Source organism: Pseudomonas sp. GW821-FHT03C07 (assembly GCF_059420925.1).
Genome location: NZ_JBWKUQ010000016.1, coordinates 128,756 through 143,562, shown reverse-complemented (window position 1 = coordinate 143,562; position 14,807 = coordinate 128,756). Strand labels below are relative to the sequence as shown.

Sequence of the window (14,807 nt, the reverse complement as noted above, 5' to 3'; positions counted from 1 at the left end):
CCATGTACGATATCGAACTGAGCGAAGAACAAGTGATGATCCGCGATATGGCCCGGGACTTTGCCCGTGGCGAGATCGCGCCCCACGCCCAGGCCTGGGAAAAGGCCGGTTGGATCGATGACGGCCTGGTCGCCAAGATGGGCGAGTTGGGCCTGCTGGGCATGGTGGTCCCCGAAGAATGGGGCGGCACCTATGTCGATTACGTGGCCTACGCCCTGGCCGTGGAAGAAATTTCCGCCGGTGACGGCGCCACCGGCGCGCTGATGAGCATTCATAACTCGGTCGGCTGCGGGCCGGTCCTCAACTACGGTAGCCAGGCCCAGAAGGAAACCTGGCTGGAACGGCTCGCCACGGGCCAGGCCATCGGCTGCTTCTGCCTGACCGAACCCCAGGCCGGTTCCGAAGCCCACAACCTGCGAACCCGCGCCGAACTGAAGGACGGCGAGTGGATCATCAATGGCGCCAAGCAGTTCGTCAGCAACGGCAAGCGCGCCGAACTGGCGATTGTCTTTGCCGTCACCGATCCCAATCTGGGCAAGAAAGGCCTCTCGGCGTTCCTGGTGCCCACTGATACGCCGGGCTTTATCGTCGACCGTACCGAACACAAGATGGGCATTCGCGCCTCCGACACCTGCGCGGTAACCCTCAACCAGTGCCGCGTGCCCGAGGCCAACCTGCTGGGCGAACGCGGCAAGGGCCTGGCGATTGCCTTGTCGAACCTGGAAGGCGGACGCATCGGGATCGCCGCCCAGGCACTGGGGATCGCCCGTGCGGCGTTCGAAGCGGCGCTGGCCTATGCCCGCGAGCGGGTGCAGTTCGACAAACCGATTATCGAGCACCAGAGCATCGCCAACCTGCTGGCCGACATGCACACCCGGATCAATGCCGCACGCCTGCTGATCCTGCATGCGGCGCGCCTGCGCAGTGCCGGCCAGCCATGCCTGTCGGAAGCTTCACAGGCCAAGCTGTTCGCCTCGGAAATGGCCGAGAAGGTCTGCTCCTCGGCCATGCAGATTCATGGGGGGTACGGCTATCTGGAAGATTATCCGGTGGAGCGGTATTACCGGGATGCGCGGATCACGCAGATCTATGAGGGGTCGAGCGAGATCCAGCGGATGCTGATTGCGCGGGAGTTACGGCATTACCTCGTGTAAGACAGCAAGATTTGTAGCGGGCTTGCGGACGCCATCGCCGGCAAGCCAGCTCCCACAGGGTTGTGGTTGGACCACTGATTAGTGGCCAACCGATACCTTGTGGGAGCCGGCTTGCCGGCGATGGCGATCCAACAATCAACGCAGAACTTACTGATCCTTGAACTGCGCCTCACGCTTGGCAATAAACGCCGCCATGCCTTCCTTCTGATCCAGGGTGGCAAACGCCGCATGGAACACCCGGCGCTCGAAACGCACACCTTCCGACAGGCTGACCTCGAACGCGCGGTTGACGCTTTCCTTGACCATCATGCTGATCGGCACCGATTTACCGGCAATCAACGCCGCGACCTTCAGCGCTTCCTCAAGCAGTTCATCGGTCGGCACAATCCGCGCCACAATCCCGCAACGCTCGGCTTCCACGGCATCGATAAAGCGCCCGGTCAGGCACATTTCCATGGCCTTGGCCTTGCCCACCGCACGGGTCAGGCGCTGGGTGCCGCCCATGCCCGGCAGCACGCCGAGGTTGATTTCCGGCTGGCCGAACTTGGCGTTGTCGCCGGCCAGGATAAAGTCGCACATCAGGGCCAGCTCACAGCCGCCGCCCAAGGCAAAACCGGACACCGCGGCGATAATCGGCTTGCGCCGGTTGGCTACCCGGTCGCTGTCGCTGAACAGATCGTCCAGGTAGATCTGCGGATAAGTCAGCTCGGCCATTTCCTTGATATCAGCGCCCGCCGCAAAGGCTTTTTTCGAGCCGGTCAGCACGATGCAACCAATGTTCGGATCGGCTTCCAGTGCGTCCAGCGCCTGGTTCAATTCGCCGATGATCTGGGCGTTCAGGGCGTTGAGCGCCTGCGGGCGGTTCAGGGTAATCAGGCCGACACGGTCCTTGATGTCCAGCAGAATGGTTTCATAACTCATCGATAGATTCCTTGATCACAGGTTGCGCGAAATGACCATGCGCTGAATGTCGCTGGTGCCTTCGTAAATCTGGCAGACCCGCACGTCGCGATAGATCCGCTCCAGCGGGAAGTCGCTCAAATAGCCATAGCCGCCCAGGGTTTGCAAGGCTTGCGAGCAGACTCGCTCAGCCATTTCCGAAGCGAACAGCTTGGCCATGGAGGCTTCCACCAACGCCGGCTTACCGCTGTCACGCAGCGCCGCCGCGTAGTGCACCATCTGCCGGGCCACGGCGATCTGGGTGGCCATGTCCGCCAGGCGGAAGGCCACGGCCTGGTGCTCGATCAGCGCCTTGCCGAAGCTTTCCCGCTCGCGGGCATAATCGCGGGCAGCCTCGAAGGCGGCCCGGGCCATGCCCACCGATTGCGCGGCGATGCCGACCCGTCCGCCTTCCAGGTTGGCCAAGGCGATGCGGTAGCCCTCGCCCTCCTCGCCCAGACGGTTGGCCACCGGCACCTTCACCTCCTCGAAGAGGATCTGGCAGGTGTCGGAGGCATGCTGGCCGAGCTTGTCCTCAACCCGGGCAACGATGTAGCCCGGCGAGTCGGTGGGCACGATAAAAGCACTGATACCGCGCTTGCCAGCGTCCGGATCGGTCACTGCGAAGACGATCACCACCCCGGCGTTCTGCCCGGAGGTGATGAACTGCTTGCAGCCGTTGAGCACGTAGTGGTCGCCCACGAGCTTTGCCCGGGTCTTCAGGCCGCTGGCATCAGAGCCGGCCTGGGGTTCGGTCAGGGCGAAGGCGCCGAGCATCGCACCGCTGGCCAGTGGCGGCAGGAAACGGGCTTTCTGCTCTTCAGTACCAAACTTGAGGATCGGTACACAACCGACCGAGTTGTGCACGCTCATGATGGTCGAGCAGGCGCCGTCGCCGGCGGCGATTTCCTCCAGGGCCATGGCATAGGCCAGGTAGCCGGTGTCGCAGCCGCCCCACTGCTCCGGGACCAGCATGCCGAAAAAGCCCAGCCCGGCCATTTCGCCGATGGCCTCTTTCGGAAAGCGGTGCTCGCGGTCCCACTCGGCGGCGAAGGGTTTCAAGCGTTCCTGGGCAAAGTCCCGGGCCGCTTCGGCAATCTGTTTTTGCTCATCGCTGGGTAACATGGCAACTCCTAGTACAGGCACTCGACGGCCATGGCCGTGGCTTCACCGCCGCCGATGCAAATGGCCGCGACACCGCGCTTCAGGCCTTTCTGGCGCAGGGCCGAGAGCAGGCTGACCAGAATCCGCGCGCCGGACGCACCGATCGGATGGCCCAGGGCACAGGCGCCGCCGTGGACGTTGACCTTGTCGTGGTGCAGCTCCAGCTTTTGCATGGTCACCAGGGTAACCACGGCGAAGGCTTCATTGATTTCAAAACGGTCGACCTGGTCCAGGGACCAGCCGGTTTTCTTCATCAGTTTCTCGATCGCACCCACCGGGGCCACCGGGAACAGGCCCGGGGTATCGGCAAACGCCGCATGCCCGCGAATCACCGCCAGGGGCGTGAGGCCACGCTTCTGCGCTTCGGACTGGCGCATCAGCACCAGCGCCGCCGCACCGTCGGAAATCGAACTGGAGTTCGCCGCCGTAACCGTGCCCCCCTGGCGGAACGCCGGCTTCAGGCTGGCAATCTTGTCCAGCTTGGCCTTGGGTGGCTGTTCGTCGTCGCTGATCAACCGCTGCTCCTTGCCCACGGTGACCGTCAGCGGCACGATTTCCGCGCGGAAGCGGCCCTCGCGGATAGCTTCCTGGGCACGGGTCAGGGACGCCACGGCAAAGGCATCCTGGGTTTCGCGGCTGAAACCGTGGGTTTCGGCGCAATCCTCGGCGAAGGTGCCCATCAGGCGGCCCTTGTCGTAGGCATCCTCAAGGCCGTCGAGAAACATATGGTCGAGCACCTGGCCATGGCCCATGCGGTAGCCGCTACGAGCGCGGTCCAGCAGGTAGGGCGCGTTGGACATGCTTTCCATGCCGCCGGCCACCACCACTTCGGCGCTGCCGGCCACGAGCATGTCGTGGGCGAGGATGGTCGCTTCCATGCCAGAGCCGCACATCTTGTTCAGGGTGGTGCAGCGGGTGGACTTGTCCAACCCGGCGCCAAGGGCCGCCTGGCGAGCCGGGGCCTGACCGAGGCCGGCGGACAGCACGCAGCCGAACAGCACGTGCTCGACTTCGCCCGGCGCCAGTTCGGCACGCTCGACGGCGGCACGGATCACGGCGGCGCCCAATTGCGGCGCGCTGAGGCTTTTCAGGTCGCCCTGGAAGCCGCCCATGGGGGTGCGCACGGCACTGACGATAACAATGGGGTCGTTGGCAGTCATGATCGATTCTCCTATTTCGCGGCCATGCGCAAGGCGCCGTCGAGACGGATCACCTCGCCGTTGAGCATGCTGTTTTCAATGATATGCCGCACCAGCGCGGCGTACTCGCTGGGTTTGCCCAGGCGCGCAGGGAACGGTACGCCGGCCGCAAGCGAGGCGCGGACTTCCGGGCTCATGCCGGCCATCATCGGGGTTTCGAAAATGCCCGGGGCGATGGTCATCACCCGAATGCCGAAGCGAGCCAGCTCGCGGGCGGCCGGCAGGGTCAGGCTGACGATGGCGCCCTTGGAGGCGGCGTAGGCGGCCTGGCCAATCTGGCCATCATAGGCGGCGGCGGAAGCGGTATTGATGATCACCCCACGCTCGCCGTCGGCATTCGCTTCGGTTTCGGCAATGGCGGCGGCGGCCAGGCGCAGCAGGTTGAAGCTGCCGATCAGGTTGACGTTGATCACCTGGCTGAAGCTTTCCAGCAGGTGCGGGCCGTTCTTGCCGAGGATCTTCTCGCCACGCACGATGCCGGCACAGTTGACCAGGCCGTGGAGACCGCCAAAGGCCTCGACCGCGGCCTGTACCGCCGCCTGGGCCTGGGCTTCCTGGGTGATGTCCGCGACCACGCTGCGGGCTTGCGCGCCGAGCTTTTGCGCCTGGGCGGCGACGGACTCGGCATTGAGGTCCACCAGCATCACCTTGGCGCCGGCAGCCACCAGCATTTCAGCGGTGGCCGCACCGAGGCCGGAAGCCCCACCGCTGACCATGAAAGCCTTGTCTTTAATGTCCATTGCACTGTCCTTCGTTAAAACCGTAAGTGATTCTGATGACCGACGCGATCCCCTGTAGGCGCTCCGCCAAACTGTCTTCGTACCCAGCCTTTGTCAGAGCGGGCTTGCCAGCGATGAGGCCCGCAAGCCTTGCATCGCCTGTCCGGCCGCCATCGCCGGCAAGCCGGCTCCTACAAAGGGTTCGTCTATTCAGGTCGCGGCCTGGGCCTTGGCGATCTCCTGATTACGCAAGATAAAACGTTGCAACTTGCCGCTCGGGGTCTTGGGCAACTCGTCGACGAATTCGATTTCCCGGGGGTAGGCATGGGCCGCCAGGCGCTTGCGCACATACTGGCGCAATTCCTCGGCCAACTGCGGCTCGGCACGGTAGCGCGCACCAAGCACGACAAAGGCCTTCACCACCTCGGTGCGTTCCGGGCAAGGCTTGCCGACCACCGCCGCCTCCACCACCGCCGGATGCTCCACCAGGGCGCTTTCGACATCGAACGGGCCGACCCGATAACCCGAAGTGGTAATCACATCATCGCTACGCCCTACAAAGCTGATGCTGCCGTCGCTATTCAGTTCCACGGTGTCGCCGCTGAGGTAGTACTGGCCGACAAAGGCCGTGGTCTCGAAGCCCTGGTAACCGTTGAACCAGAACATCGGCGACTGGGAGCGATCCAGCGCGAGAATCCCCGGCTGCCCGACCGCCAACTCCCGCTGCTGCTCATCCAGCACCACGATGCGATGCCCCGGCGAGGCGAACCCCGCCGAGCCGACATGCACCGGATGCTCAAGGCCATGGTGGTTGCACAGCACCATGCCCATTTCGGTCTGGCCGTAGTGATCGAGAATGGTCACTCCCAGGTTGTCGGCGAACCAGCGGATCACTTCCGGGTTCAGTGGTTCGCCGGCACTGCTGACCACCCGCAGGCGGCCCTTGACCTTGCTGGCGAAGGCATCGCCGGCGGCAATCAGCAGGCGGTAGGCCGTGGGCGATCCGGTGAGGTTGGTGATGCCGTATTTCTCGATGATCCGGCAGGTGCTTTCCACCGTGAACGGGCCATCGTAGAAGGTGATCGGGTGGCCCGTGCCCAGCGGCCCGGTGATACCGAAGTACAGGCCGTAGGCCCACCCCGGATCGGCAACGTTCCAGAATGCGTCGTCAGGGCGCAGGTCGACCGCGTCGCGGGTGTAATTCTGGAATGCGATGATCGCCTTGAGCGGTACTTCCAGAGGTTTCGCCGGCCCCGTGGTGCCCGAGGTGAACATCAGCAGAAAGGGGTCCTCGCCCGTGAGCAGCACTGGCTCGCAGTAGGCCGGGTAGTTGTCCAGTTCGGCCCAGAAGCTGAAATCGCCGCGTACGATGCCCTGGCCCTTGGCGCCGCCGACCGTGACAATGGCCGGGCAGTCGGCGACTTCGCTGAGTTTTTCCCGATTGACCGCGTCGGTGACCACCAGCTTGGCGCCGGAGCTGCCCAGGCGGTGCTCGATGGCCTTGGGGCCGAAGGCGGTGAACAGTGGCTGGTAGACGGCGCCGATACGCCAGGTGGCGAACAGCGCGATCAAGAGTTCGACATTGCGCGGCAACAGCGCGGCAACCTTGTCGCCACGGCGCACGCCTTGGGCCAGCAGAAAGTTGGCGAAACGTGCGGCCTGGTCCTGCAACTCGCTGAACGTGTAAACCGCGCTACTGCCGTCGCGGCCCTCCCAGAACAGCGCGATACGCCCCGGCAAGGCATGCCGGTCGCAGCATTCGACACAGGCGTTGAGCGCCGTCAAAGTCCCTTTGAGGCCCGTTTGGGCTGCTTGCTGATAATCGAAGTCCGCGGTGGCGGTCTGATAGTCGCGCATGTCCAGAATCTCTCGGTCTTGTTATTGGAAGGAACCGTAGAAAAATCCTGGAAATAGTCGCGCTGTCAGGGACTTGGGACAATGGTCAAAGCTTTCAACCTGATTGACTGGTTTGGCCAATAAGCGGCCTCGACCTGTAGGGGCCGGCGTGTGTCGTGGGAGCGGAGCTTGCCCGCGAAGAGGCCCTTGAGCCTTGCGCAGCCCATCCGGACGTCATCGCCAGCAAGCCGGACCAAGAAGGCCTAGTGCGCCTCGTTGAGAATCAGGCTGCGGTAATGCCCCGGGTTGGACCCAGACCATTTGCGAAAGGCCTTGTAGAACGAACTGGCATCGGCAAAGCCCAGCCGGGTGGCGATCTCGGCAAAGCTGATCGACGGCTCCGCCAGCCAGGCAATCGCCCACTCCTTGCGCACGCTGTCCTTGAGACCCTGGTAGGTCTGCCCTTCTTCCGCCAGCCGCCGCCGCAGGGTCGAGGCCGACATGCACAATTGCACGGCCAGTCCTTCGGTTTCCGGCCACTCTTCGGCCGGCAGTTGCCGCAGGTCCAGCTTGATGCGGCTGGCCAGGCTCTGGGCATCGCGGTACTTGACCAGGATATTGGCCGGCGCCAGCGCCAAAAAGCGTTGCAACTCCTCGGCACTGCGCTTGATCGGCAGGTCCAGGCAGTCGGCGGAAAAAATCATCCGCGTGCGTGGCCGGTCGAAGCGCAGGTTCTCGGAAAACATCACCCGATAGTCCTCGCAGTAATCCGGCTCGGCACAGCGCAGCTCGATGGCCAGGATCGGGATACGCCGCCCGGCCAGCCAGCAAGCCACGCCATGCACGATCATCCAGTAGGCGAAGTAGGTAAACGGCCGCCGCCCCTGCCCTTGCGGTTCCAGCAGGACGATTTCCGCCAGGCTTTGCCGGTGCACCAATTGGGCCGGCAGGCGCTCGAGCATCAACGAGAGGAAACCCAGCACCGAGTCCAGCCCGGCCGCCACCGTCGGCTGCGCCATGCCGGCGCGACACAGGTAGGCGAAACTGCCGGAGCGCAGCTTGCGCGGGTCCATGCCAAAGAACTCGTCATCGTTGCGCCGCGCCAACAGTCGCCACAGCCGGGCGTAATCACTGGCCGGTACGCGGGCATCGGGCTGCTCCAGCAAGTGCGTGGCAATCCCGACCTTGTTCAGGACCTCCTCGGTGGCCGCTCCCGGGGCGCAACTCTGCAACAGTGCCTCACGCACCAGCGGGATGGAGATGGTGTCTTTTTCCAACATTGGCTGTCGCTCAAGCCTTGTGCTGATCCTTGTGACGGCCATCTTAGGCAGCGCCGAACAAAAAGCCAGCGTGAACCCCTCATAAAATCCTCAGCAGCACCGATAGCCTTGGCTTTGTTATGATCCGCGGCCAGTGCGGAACCGCCTTTTCAGGGAGCTTTATTCAGTATGGTCGTAGGAATGGCTTTGCACAGTGGCACCCCTCCTGTACCCCTGCCATTTTTGGTGGCTGATCGATGAGTTGCTGGGAAATTCTCGGGCTGTCAGCGGACACCGATACCCGCGGCATCAAGCGCCAATACGCGACCCTGCTCAAACAGACCCGCCCGGACGACGACCCGGAGGGCTTCCAGCGGCTACGCGAAGCCTACGAGCAGGCCCTCGACTGGAACGCGCAGGCGTCGGAGCCGGCAGCTGTCGTCGAACCGGTTCTGTATACCAGCGAAACCGGCCTGTCCCCTGCTCCCGCGGGCCCCAGCGCTGCGCAACGGGTCGCCAGCGAATTGCTCGAAGGCATCACCCCGGCCTTGCTCGACGAGCGTTTTTCCCGGGCGCTCGTCTATTACTGTCAGCGCGAGTTCGAGGAACAACTGCTGCTGCGCTGCCTGGAACCCGGGCAGGACTTCCGGGCCCTCGCCCACTGGGGGTTGGAACATTTCAAGTGGCTGAGCCCCTGGCAACGCAACGACTTGCCGCGACACACGTTGCTTGAACTCGATCGACGGCTGTTCAAAAACTTCGAAGAGCCCCTGGCGGACCTGCTCGGGCGCGGGGATATCGAAGGGTTCTGGCGCGAATACTACAACCTGGAGCAGCTCGATTGGCTCAAGAGCCTGGGGCAGCGGGAGCGCCTCAATGCGCTGCTGGCGAAGTTGCTGCTGGAAAGCCCGTTCTGGTCGGCCAAGCTGTTCAACTCCGTCTGCAAGCTCAATCACTGGAACACCGGCAGCTTCACGCCGAACTGCCCGGAGCCCTACTGGACACGCCTGCTGGAGCGCAGCCGCAGCGAAACCTTCCTGTCCAACCAGCAACACCGTCTCGACCTGCCGCCGGACACCCCCGACAACCGGGTCGCACAGCTGTTGTTTGCCGATATGACCCTGGCCCAGCGCCACGGCTTCTCTCGCCGCTTCCATAAAGAAGACTGGCAGGCCTGCCATCAACTGGCCCGATCGATACAAGCCAGCCATCCACGACTGCAAAGCCTGCTGCCCGGTGCCGATGCCTTTTTCTGGCGCGAATGGGAGTCTCCTGGTACCGGTTGGCTCGGCTTTGCCGCCGTGATGCTGGCCGGCGGCGTGGCGGCGGTGCAGCACAAGCTGCTGCCGGGCAGCGGGCTGAACGAAACCGCCAGCGCCATTGTGCTCTGGTCGCTGCTGCTCTGCGGGCTGAACGGCATCCTGTTGTTGTACTGGCCCGGTATCGCCGACACCCTGTGGACGCTCGACCAACGCCTGAGCCAGCGCCTGTCGGCAAGACTCAGCCCGCGCCGCCCGCCGCCACTGATACTGCGTGAGCTGCTGCCCTGCTGGATGGTGGCCGGTGTCATTGGCGCCTGCTTCGGTATCGTCCCGCTGCTTGCCTACGGTGGCGCGATGCTGGGGATGGCCTGGCTCGACCGCCCCGCTAAAAGCCGCGCCACCCCGAAGACAGCCTCGGCCCGCCCGACTTCCTGGTGGCTGGCCTGGGGTCTGATACTGAGCGTCACCCTGGGCACCCTGGCACTGTATGCCGCTCACGGCCTGACCGTCGCCGGGCGCAACCAGGGCCTGCAACCTTGGCCCGAACGCCTGTGCAGTCGAATACCCGCCAGCGTCGAAGACTGCCGCCCGCCGGCGACCCAGGAACAATGGTACGGCAAGGAGTCCCACTGATGGACAGACGCTGGTTTCTTACCTTCGGCGTGGTGCTGATCGGCCTGATCTATGTGGCCATCGGTACCGAACAGCAGCAGAGCCGCTTCGGCCTTTGGCTCGACCGCCAAAGCAGCGAGGAAATCGCCGAGGCCAATGCACTGCGGCCGTTGATCAAATGCATCAACGTTGCCGATGTGTCCTGGCGGCTCGACCGAGTGCCTCAGACCACCAATAACAGCGGTGACTTCCTCTACTTGCAACGCCATGATCTCAACGCGATACGACATGACATCTGCAAGCCGGCCATCGCCTTAAAGGTCAATCTACTCAAAGGTACGCAGCAGCTAGGGCCGGTGGTGGATCGCTATACCTCGACACTCGCCGATGTACTGGAACGTCACCAGGAACTACAACGCGATTCTCCAGCGAGCGCCAAACTCGGCTGGAACGTCCATGAGAAATACTATGATGGAAAGATCGAAGCGTTTCTACCGGCCTCCAACGCGCTGCGCCACGAACTCGAATGGCTCGATCTCGCACTACGCGCGAAACAGCTCAAACAGTTGGAGCTGCGATTGGGCCATGACCTTCACTGGCACCTGTTGAACTACATGATTCAGGCCCGGCAGAGTGTGAACCGCCTGACCGAAGCCGCCGATAGCCAGCAGTTGGACCTGCCCCTGCTGAGCGCTACCAGCGAGACTGTGCGCCAGGCCAGACAAGCCGGCGAGAGCTATCTCGACAGCCTCCCCAGCAATCACCGCCGAGGCCCGGTTCAGGAGCTGTGGTCCTTGCTGGAACAGCCTGCGCAGCGTTACCAGGCGGCCCTCGAGCAACTGGCGACGGACTGGCGTAACCAAGCCGAACCGCAAGTGCTAAGCGACGACTTCTGGAACGTGACCCACCGCTACGATGTCCTGCTGGACCGCTACAACAATCGGGCGGATGTCGATTTCTAGCCCTCGGTTCGAAACCGCCACAGCAACCAGGGCGACGGTCGGCGTGGCGGTTCCTCGGATGAAAGCGTGAAGTCATCGCCGCGCAATGACCTAACCTGTCCAACAACACACTTCATGAACAGGCGCACCACGCTTTGCGCCTTGCCCTGCGCGCTGTGGGTCTTAGGATGTACGCAACAATCATAAGGAGTCATTCCATGTTCGCCGGATTCCAGAAAGACCAGCGCCACGTCAACGGTGTGGACATTGCCTACCGCATCGGCGGCAGCGGGCCGGGCCTGCTCCTGCTGCACGGCCACCCGCAGACGCATGTCATCTGGCACAAAATCGCCGGCGAGCTGGCCAAGCACTTCACCGTGGTCGCCGCCGACCTGCGCGGCTATGGCGACAGCGCCCGGCCAGCGGCCGACGAGCAGCATCTGAACTACTCCAAGCGCGAGATGGGGCGTGACGGCGTGGCCCTGATGAAGGCCCTGGGTTTCAGCGAGTTCTCGGTCCTGGCCCACGACCGCGGGGCCCGCGTGGCCCATCGCCTGGCCCTCGACCACCCGGCGATCGTGCAACGCATGGTGTTGCTGGATATCGCCCCGACCCTGTCGATGTACGCCCAGACCGACGAAGCCTTTGCCCGTGCCTACTGGCACTGGTTCTTCCTGATCCGCCCGGCCCCCTTGCCGGAAACCCTGATCGAAGCCAACCCGGAACAATACCTGCGCAGTGTGATGGGCAGTCGCAGTGCCGGCCTCAAGCCCTTTACCGACGAAGCCTTCAGCGAATACCTGCGCTGCATCAGCCTGCCCGGTAGCGCGCGCGGCATCTGTGAAGACTACCGCGCCAGCGCCAGCGTCGACCTGGAACACGACCGCGCCGACATCGAGGCCGGACGCAAGCTGAATAGGCCGCTGCTGGTGCTCTGGGGCGCCGAAGGCACTGTCGGTCGCTGCTTCGATCCACTGCGCGAATGGCAACAGGTCGCCACCGATGTGCGCGGCAAGGCCCTGCCCGGCGGGCACTACCTGGCCGAAGAGATCCCGGAACAGCTGCTCGGCGAAGTCCTGACCTTCCTGCGCTGAACAGCCTGACTCAAAGGACCTGATCCACCCTTCCCCCAGTGGGCTGGCGCAAGCCGCCCATAACGGGATCGGCTTGCCCAAAAACCGTGACGAGATAATAACAATGACAATCCGCAAACTGCTGGGAACCCTGTATGTCCAGGTGGTCATCGCCATTGTGCTGGGGGTGCTGATCGGCAACCACTGGCCGCAGACCGGCATCGACCTCAAGCCCCTGGGCGACGGTTTTATCAAGCTGATCAAGATGATCATCGGCCCGATCATCTTCTGCACCGTGGTCTCCGGCATCACCAGCATGCACGACGTGAAACAGGTCGGGCGGGTCGGCGGCAAGGCCCTGCTGTACTTCGAAATCGTCTCCACCTTCGCGCTGGCGATCGGCCTGCTGGCGGCCCATATACTGCATCCGGGTGCGGGTTTCAATGTCGACGTGAAAACCCTCGACAGCGCCGCCATCGCCGGTTTTGTCGGCCAGGCCCAGCATGGCGAAGGCATCACCGGCTTCCTCCTGCATGTGATCCCCACCACCTTCTTCGACGCCTTCTCCCAGGGCGAGATTCTGCCGGTGCTGTTCGTCTCGATCCTGTTCGGCCTGGCGCTGGTGATGGTCGGTGAAAAGGCCCGCCCATTGGTCGGCGTGGTTCACCAGGCCAGCGAAGTATTTTTCCGCATTGTCGGCATGATTGCCCGGGTGGCGCCGATCGGCGCGTTTGGCGCGATGGCCTTCACCATCGGCAAGTACGGCCTGGGCTCGCTGCTGCCGCTGATGAAGCTGGTAGGCACCTTCTACCTGACTGCCTTCATCTTCGTCACCTGCGTCTTGGGCAGCATCGCCCGTTATGCCGGTTTCAGCATCTTCCGCCTGCTGGGCTACATCAAGTCGGAACTGCTGATCGTGCTCGGCACCAGTTCCTCGGAGTCGGCCCTGCCGCAGCTTATCCAAAAGTTGGAAAGCCTGGGCTGTTCCAAAGGCGTGGTGGGCATCGTGGTGCCGACCGGCTACACCTTCAACCTCGACGGCACCAATATCTACATGACCCTGGCGGTGCTGTTCCTGGCCCAGGCAACCAATATCGACCTGACCCTGGAACAGCAGTTGACCTTGCTCGCGGTGACCATGCTCACCTCCAAGGGCGCCGGTGCGGTGGTCGGTGCGGGGTTTGTCGCCCTGGCCGCGAGCCTGGCGGTAGTGCCGACCGTGCCGGTGGCGGCGATGGTGCTGATCCTCGGGGTGGACCGGTTCATGGCCGAGTGTCGCTCCCTGACCAATATCATCGGCAACGCCGTCGCCTCGCTGGTGGTGGCGGCCTGGGAAGGGGAACTGGACCGCAGCAAGATGGCGCCGATTGCCCTCAAGCGTGGGCGCAAGGCCCAGACGGCCGATGCCACACAACCCTAAACACCCTGTAGGAGCGAGCTTGCTCGCGATGGTCAGCAACGATAACGCGGGGAGCCTGATACCCAGCGGTGTCTCGGCCACCATCGCGAGCAAGCTCGCTCCTACAGGAGGGCACGGCAGTGCTTCGCCCTACTCATCCAATGCTATTCTGGCGGCTCCTGCCGCCAGTGTTCGTTGCTTCGCCCATGAGCCAAAAGAAAGACACCGTGCCCCTGCCCGAAGACCTGCGCGTATTCCTGACCGTCATCCGCAAGGCCGGCTTTGCCGCCGCCGCCGATGAACTGGGACTGTCGCCCGCCTACGTCAGCAAACGTATCCAGATTCTCGAAACCACCCTTGCCACCCGCTTGCTGCACCGCACCAGCCGACGTATCGCCCTGACCGAGGACGGTGAACGGGTACAACGCTGGGCGGTGCGCATTCTCGAAGACTTCCAGCAACTCAACGACGAACTCTGCGAAGCCCACGACAGCCCCAGCGGCCGCCTGCACCTGTGCAGCAGCTTTGGTTTCGGACGCAATCACGTGGCTCCGGCGCTGTCGTTGCTGGCCGAGCGTTACCCGGACCTGGAGATCCGCCTGGACCTGTTCGACCGCGTGGTGGACATCGTCAGCGAGGGTTTCGACCTGGAGATCCGCGTGGGCGACGACATCCCCGGCCAGCATATCGGTCGGCGCCTGGTGAGCAATCGCCGGGTACTGTGCGCGGCACCGGCCTACCTGGAGCGGCGTGGTACGCCTCAGCAACTGAGCGACCTGGAGCAACACGATTGTCTGGTGCTCAAGGAGCGCGACAACGCCTTCGGCATCTGGAACCTGGAGCGCGACGGCAACCAGGACAGTGTGCGGGTGCGCGGACCGTTATCGTCCAACAGCGGTGAGATTGTTTTGCAATGGGCACTGGACGGACGCGGCATCCTGCTGCGCTCACTGTGGGACGTCAAACCGCTGCTGGAACAGGGTCGACTGGTGCGGGTGCTGCACGACTATACCCAGAGTGCGAATGTCTGGGCGGTGTACCCGACACGGCTGGCGTACTCGGGTAAATTGCGGGTCTGCGTGGAGTTTTTGCAGGAGCACTTTCGACAGTTGTCTATCTAGCCAGCTCCGGAACTCACCACATGAACCCCGTGTGGCGAGCGGGCTTGCCCGCTCGCCACAATGATTCCGCAGTGTGATCAACATCCTCTATCGGCCAGCCATTGCGGGATGCGTCGCTCCAGGTAGTAA

At 63.4% G+C, this 14,807-nt stretch carries 12 protein-coding genes; 6 read left to right on the top strand and 6 right to left on the bottom strand.

Annotation, left to right across the window (positions count from 1 at the left end; translation table 11 throughout):
• The first annotated feature begins 2 nt into the window (after nt 1–2).
• The gene (locus AC07VG_RS25565; RefSeq protein ID WP_495022112.1) at nt 3–1,154 is read left to right on the top strand and encodes an acyl-CoA dehydrogenase family protein; all 1,152 of its coding nucleotides are present in this window, start codon (nt 3–5) and stop codon (nt 1,152–1,154) included.
• Between the two features lie 147 nt (nt 1,155–1,301).
• On the opposite strand, the gene AC07VG_RS25560 is transcribed toward AC07VG_RS25565, so the two are convergent.
• The 6 genes from AC07VG_RS25560 to AC07VG_RS25535 form a co-directional block, all read right to left on the bottom strand.
• A complete protein-coding gene (locus tag AC07VG_RS25560) occupies nt 1,302–2,075 on the bottom strand; it encodes an enoyl-CoA hydratase (protein ID WP_495001898.1) in 774 nt (257 codons plus the stop codon).
• A gap of 15 nt (nt 2,076–2,090) precedes the next feature.
• Complete coding sequence (locus AC07VG_RS25555) at nt 2,091–3,218, bottom strand: acyl-CoA dehydrogenase (protein WP_495001897.1); 1,128 nt, start codon at nt 3,216–3,218, stop codon at nt 2,091–2,093.
• Nucleotides 3,219–3,226: 8 nt separating this feature from the next.
• A complete protein-coding gene (locus AC07VG_RS25550; protein ID WP_495001896.1) occupies nt 3,227–4,417 on the bottom strand; it encodes an acetyl-CoA C-acyltransferase in 1,191 nt (396 codons plus the stop codon).
• An 11-nt stretch (nt 4,418–4,428) separates the two neighbouring features.
• Nucleotides 4,429–5,196 carry an SDR family NAD(P)-dependent oxidoreductase gene (locus AC07VG_RS25545; RefSeq protein ID WP_495001895.1) on the bottom strand — a complete coding sequence of 256 codons (768 nt, stop codon included), beginning with the start codon at nt 5,194–5,196 and terminating at the stop codon, nt 4,429–4,431.
• A 189-nt stretch (nt 5,197–5,385) separates the two neighbouring features.
• Nucleotides 5,386–7,032 (bottom strand): AMP-binding protein, encoded by a 1,647-nt coding sequence (locus AC07VG_RS25540; protein WP_495001894.1) that lies wholly within the window; start codon nt 7,030–7,032, stop codon nt 5,386–5,388.
• Between the two features lie 242 nt (nt 7,033–7,274).
• A complete protein-coding gene (locus AC07VG_RS25535) occupies nt 7,275–8,291 on the bottom strand; it encodes an AraC family transcriptional regulator (protein ID WP_495022111.1) in 1,017 nt (338 codons plus the stop codon).
• Nucleotides 8,292–8,527: 236 nt separating this feature from the next.
• On the opposite strand from AC07VG_RS25535, the gene AC07VG_RS25530 reads away from it, so the two are divergent.
• The 5 genes from AC07VG_RS25530 to AC07VG_RS25510 all read left to right on the top strand — a co-directional run bounded on the left by AC07VG_RS25530 (nt 8,528) and on the right by AC07VG_RS25510 (nt 14,678).
• A complete protein-coding gene (locus AC07VG_RS25530) occupies nt 8,528–10,165 on the top strand; it encodes a J domain-containing protein (RefSeq protein WP_495022110.1) in 1,638 nt (545 codons plus the stop codon).
• Complete coding sequence (locus tag AC07VG_RS25525; protein WP_495001891.1) at nt 10,165–11,106, top strand: DUF3829 domain-containing protein; 942 nt, start codon at nt 10,165–10,167, stop codon at nt 11,104–11,106. Before AC07VG_RS25530 ends, AC07VG_RS25525 begins: the two co-directional genes overlap by 1 nt.
• A 197-nt stretch (nt 11,107–11,303) precedes the next feature.
• Nucleotides 11,304–12,179, top strand: a complete 876-nt coding sequence (locus AC07VG_RS25520; protein ID WP_495001890.1) for an alpha/beta fold hydrolase — start codon at nt 11,304–11,306, stop codon at nt 12,177–12,179.
• A 103-nt stretch (nt 12,180–12,282) separates the two neighbouring features.
• Nucleotides 12,283–13,578 (top strand): dicarboxylate/amino acid:cation symporter, encoded by a 1,296-nt coding sequence (locus AC07VG_RS25515; RefSeq protein ID WP_495022109.1) that lies wholly within the window; start codon nt 12,283–12,285, stop codon nt 13,576–13,578.
• Nucleotides 13,579–13,763: 185 nt separating this feature from the next.
• The gene (locus AC07VG_RS25510) at nt 13,764–14,678 is read left to right on the top strand and encodes a LysR substrate-binding domain-containing protein (RefSeq protein ID WP_495001888.1); all 915 of its coding nucleotides are present in this window, start codon (nt 13,764–13,766) and stop codon (nt 14,676–14,678) included.
• The last annotated feature ends 129 nt before the right edge of the window (nt 14,679–14,807 follow it).

Bases quoted from the DNA above. Each gene is read 5' to 3' on its own strand.
- AC07VG_RS25565 (WP_495022112.1), top strand. From the start codon at position 3: ATGTACGATATCGAACTGAGCGAAGAACAAGTGATGATCCGCGATATG.
- AC07VG_RS25560 (WP_495001898.1), bottom strand. From the start codon at position 2,075: ATGAGTTATGAAACCATTCTGCTGGACATCAAGGACCGTGTCGGCCTG.
- AC07VG_RS25555 (WP_495001897.1), bottom strand. From the start codon at position 3,218: ATGTTACCCAGCGATGAGCAAAAACAGATTGCCGAAGCGGCCCGGGAC.
- AC07VG_RS25550 (WP_495001896.1), bottom strand. From the start codon at position 4,417: ATGACTGCCAACGACCCCATTGTTATCGTCAGTGCCGTGCGCACCCCC.
- AC07VG_RS25545 (WP_495001895.1), bottom strand. From the start codon at position 5,196: ATGGACATTAAAGACAAGGCTTTCATGGTCAGCGGTGGGGCTTCCGGC.
- AC07VG_RS25540 (WP_495001894.1), bottom strand. From the start codon at position 7,032: ATGCGCGACTATCAGACCGCCACCGCGGACTTCGATTATCAGCAAGCA.
- AC07VG_RS25535 (WP_495022111.1), bottom strand. From the start codon at position 8,291: ATGTTGGAAAAAGACACCATCTCCATCCCGCTGGTGCGTGAGGCACTG.
- AC07VG_RS25530 (WP_495022110.1), top strand. From the start codon at position 8,528: ATGAGTTGCTGGGAAATTCTCGGGCTGTCAGCGGACACCGATACCCGC.
- AC07VG_RS25525 (WP_495001891.1), top strand. From the start codon at position 10,165: ATGGACAGACGCTGGTTTCTTACCTTCGGCGTGGTGCTGATCGGCCTG.
- AC07VG_RS25520 (WP_495001890.1), top strand. From the start codon at position 11,304: ATGTTCGCCGGATTCCAGAAAGACCAGCGCCACGTCAACGGTGTGGAC.
- AC07VG_RS25515 (WP_495022109.1), top strand. From the start codon at position 12,283: ATGACAATCCGCAAACTGCTGGGAACCCTGTATGTCCAGGTGGTCATC.
- AC07VG_RS25510 (WP_495001888.1), top strand. From the start codon at position 13,764: ATGAGCCAAAAGAAAGACACCGTGCCCCTGCCCGAAGACCTGCGCGTA.